Here is a 3,349-nt window from a genome sequence, read left to right as displayed (position 1 = left end):
CCCAACAAACCGATGCACCAACCCGTGAAAACGCGGTTGGGAAGGGTTCGATACACGCACTCGGCGACCACCGTGTCGTGTAATGACAACCGTATGTACGTGCAATCCAGACGTCCACTGGACTCACATATCGTGAGTTAACAGTGAAACCAAGTTATTCCAACGTGGCTACTGTGCCACCTGGTGAATGGCTCGGCTCGAGCGCCGACGACGGACGTGCCAAGCTGCGAAAAGCTGTAGGAAGCCGCACGGAGGCAAAGAACTACAGATCTCCGAATGGGAATCCCCCCGCAATTGCCTCGCGCAATGGGGAACGCCGAGAACTGAAACATCTCAGTATCGGCAGGAACAAAAAGCAAACGCGATGTCGCTAGTAACGGCGAGTGAACACGACAAAGTCCAAACCGAAGCCCTCACGGGCAATGTGGTGTATGGACTGACACTCATCATCGGAACCGTCTCATGAAGTCTCCTGGAACGGAGCATGAAACAGGGTGACAATCCCGTAATGAGAATCAGTACGATGTGCGTCAGCTCCCGAGTAGCAGGGGTCGGAAATCCCTTGTGAATGTCGCGGGCAACGACCGCGAAGACTCAATACGACTCGAGACCGATAGCGAACAAGTAGTGTGAACGAACGCTGAAAAGCACCCCGAAAAGGGAGGTGCAATAGGGCCTGAACTCAGGTGGCGATGGAGCGACAGGGCACAAAAGGCCCACCGAAAAACGACCCGGGCGCAAGCCCGCAGTAGGAATCGGTGGGAGCCGGTGTTCTGTCGTACGTTTTGAAAAACGAGCCAGGGAGTGTATCTAATTGGCGAGCCTAACCCGAGTATCGGGGCAGGCACAGGGAAACCAATACGGCCGCAGCGCTTTGCGTGAGGGCCACCGTCTTCAAGGGCGGGGAGTCAACTGGATACGACCCGAAACCGGATGATCTACGCATGAGCAAGACGAAGCGTGGCGAAAGCCACGTGGAGGTCTGTTAGAGTTGGTGTCCTACAATACCCTCTCGTGACTTATGTGTAGGGGTGAAAGGCCCATCGAATCCGGCAACAGCTGGTTCCAACCGAAACATGTCGAAGCATGACCTTCGCTAAGGTAGTTCGTGGGGTAGAGCGACCGATTGGGAGAACCGCCTCCGAGAGGAGTCGGCCTCCCTGTCAAACTCCAAACCTACGGACGCCGTTGACGCGAGGAATCCGGTGCGCGGGGTAAGCCTGTGTACCGTGAGGGAGACAACCCAGAGCCGGGTTAAGGTCCCAAAGTATGAGCTAAGTGCGATTGAAGGTGGTCGCAAGCCCTAAACAGCCGGGAGGTGAGCTTAGAAGCAGCTACCCTCTAAGAACAGCGTAACAGCTTACCGGCCGAGGTTTGCGGCGCCGAAAATGATCGGGGCTCAAGTTCATCACCGAGACCTGGCAGCGCTCTTGATCGAGCGATCTAGTAGGTTGGCATTCTGAATGGGTGGAAGCACGGGCGAGAGTTCGTGTGGACCGTTCAGTATCGAAAATCCTGGCCATAGTAGCAGCGTTAGTCGGGTTAGACCCCCGACGACCTTATGAGTAAGGGTTCCTCAGCAATGCTGATCAGCTGAGGGTTAGCCGATCCTAAGTCCTACCGTAATTCGAATAGGACAATAGGGAAACTGGTTAATATTCCAGTGCTAACACCATTCAAAGTCGACGCTTCAGGAAACATCAAGCCGGGCCCTCGCCCGGTCGAACCGTCAAAATCCGTGGAAGCCGTAATGGCAGGAAGCGGATGAACGGCGGGATAGCGAAAGTTGGTGGTACCCGGAGCCCGTGAAAAGACGAGTGTGTTAATCGTACCGAGATCCGACACAGGTACTCTGGCGGCGAAAGCCAAGGTCTGTCGGGAGCAACCGACGTTAGGGAATTCGGCAAGTTAGTCCCGTAAGTTCGCGATAAGGGATGCCTGCTCTGTATAAGAGCAGGCCGCAGTGACTCGGACGCTCCAACTGTCTAGTAACAACATAGGTGACCGCAAATCCGCAAGGACTCGTACGGTCACTGAATCCTGCCCAGTGCGGGTATCTGAACACCTAGTACAATAGGACGAAGGACCCGTTAACGGCGGGGGTAACTATGACCCTCTTAAGGTAGCGTAGTACCTTGCCGCTTCAGTAGCGGCTTGCATGAATGGATCAATGAGAGCGTCACTGTCCCAACGTTGGGCCCGGTGAACTGTACATTCCAGTGCGGAGTCTGGAGACCCCCAAGGGGAAGCGAAGACCCTATAGAGCTTTACTGCAGGCTGTCGCTGGGACGTGGTCGCTACTGTGCAGAATAGGTAGGAGCCATTACACAGGTATCCGCGCTAGCGGATCACCGAGGCATCATTGAAATACTACCCGGTAGTGACTGCGACCCTCACTCCTGGCGGAGGACACCGGTAGCCAGGCAGTTTGACTGGGGCGGTACGCGCTCGAAAAGATATCGAGCGCGCCCCAAGATTTCCTCACTCGAGTCGGAGACTCGAGGAAGAGCGCAAGAGCAAAAGGAAGTCTGACAGTGTCCTACACAACGAGGGACGCTGACGCGAAAGCGTGGTCTAGCGAACCAATGAGGCTGCTTGTTGCGGCCCATTGATGACAGAAAAGCTACCTTAGGGATAACAGAGTCGTCACCGGCAAGAGCACATATCGACCCGGTGGCTTGCTACCTCGATGTCGGTTCCCTCCATCCTGCCCGTGCAGAAGCGGGCAAGGGTGAGGTTGTTCGCCTATTAAAGGAGGTCGTGAGCTGGGTTTAGACCGTCGTGAGACAGGTCGGCTGCTATCTATTGGGGGTGTTACGATACTTGACGAGAACGTTCGTATAGTACGAGAGGAACTACGAATGGGTGCCACTGGTGTACCGGTCGTCCGAGAGGGCGCGTGCCGGGCAGCTACGCACCACGGGGTAAGAGCTGAACGCATCTAAGCTCGAAACCCACTTGGAAAAGAAGTATCACCGAGATCACTCGTAGAAGACGAGTTCGATAGGCTCGGGATGTACGCGCCGAGGCAACGAGGCGTTCAGTCCGCGAGTACTAACAGATCGACGCCACACAATCATACCGCATACTGGTTTCACACGCACTCTCGTGTGTGAGTCCAGGCGTATACTGGATTGCACGTACATTACGGTTCGTTCGAACCATCAACGATTGGTATCCCTGTCACGGTTCGATTCCGTGAGTTGACGTTAAGGCGGCCAGAGCGATAGGGCGACACCCGTACCCATCCCGAACACGGAAGTTAAGCCTATCTGCGTTTCGGTCAGTACTGGAGTGCGCGAGCCTCTGGGAAATCCGATTCGCCGCCTCCCATTCATACTCGCATTCA

2 rRNA genes are annotated in these 3,349 nt (G+C 55.3%); both read left to right on the top strand.

The features are described 5' to 3' along the window. Positions 1–159: 159 nt before the first annotated feature. A 23S ribosomal RNA gene (locus OPC11_RS22040) occupies positions 160–3,077 on the top strand. Between the two features lie 133 nt (positions 3,078–3,210). After that, positions 3,211–3,332, top strand: a 5S ribosomal RNA gene (rrf, locus tag OPC11_RS22035). The last annotated feature ends 17 nt before the right edge of the window (positions 3,333–3,349 follow it).

It is taken from the genome of Haladaptatus sp. T7 (assembly GCF_026008575.1).
GTDB classification, from domain to species: Archaea; Halobacteriota; Halobacteria; order Halobacteriales; family Haladaptataceae; genus Haladaptatus; species Haladaptatus paucihalophilus.
This window is presented reverse-complemented; position numbering and strand designations above follow the sequence as displayed.